This window comes from Specibacter sp. AOP5-B1-6, from assembly GCF_052376555.1.
Lineage (GTDB): Bacteria > Actinomycetota > Actinomycetes > Actinomycetales > Micrococcaceae > Specibacter.
The window spans coordinates 1-408 of sequence record NZ_JBQSVT010000129.1 but is presented as its reverse complement, the minus strand read 5'-3'; the positions used below and the strand labels follow the sequence as shown (position 1 = coordinate 408).

1 pseudogene is annotated in these 408 nt (G+C 59.1%); it reads right to left on the bottom strand.

The features are described from left to right. Nucleotides 1-177 precede the first annotated feature (177 nt). A pseudogene (locus ACT3TS_RS19780) lies at nt 178-366 on the bottom strand (IS110 family transposase); the annotation flags it as partial. Between the last annotated feature and the right edge of the window lie 42 nt (nt 367-408).

Below are 408 nucleotides of genomic sequence, written 5' to 3'. Positions count from 1 at the left end.
TAGAGGTATCCATACCCCAATTCTCCCAGCACCGGCACAGAATCCCGGTTAGTCCCCCGACGTCTTAAAGCTTTATCGGGTCATTGCTGTTCCCGACTGTTGACCCACGCACCTAGTGCCGTAGCATGCACGGAGTGCGTGTATGAACGAGGCTTTAGCTAGCCACTGAGGGGTGAACCGGGCATCTGTCTTGGCTTCGCCCAGGTGTAGCTCGGCGATGCGGCGCATTGCCAGCCCGGCGAATTTAACAGTTGAGCATCCATCGGCCAAGTCGACGACGACCGGCAGGGCACCAATGGTCGAGGGCTGATCAACGACTAGGAGCACGGTGCCCTTGCCGGCCATGGCCTTGATGATGGCGCGGAGTCACTTCTCGTCTTAGGGCAGTTCCCGGCCGAGGCTTTTTCC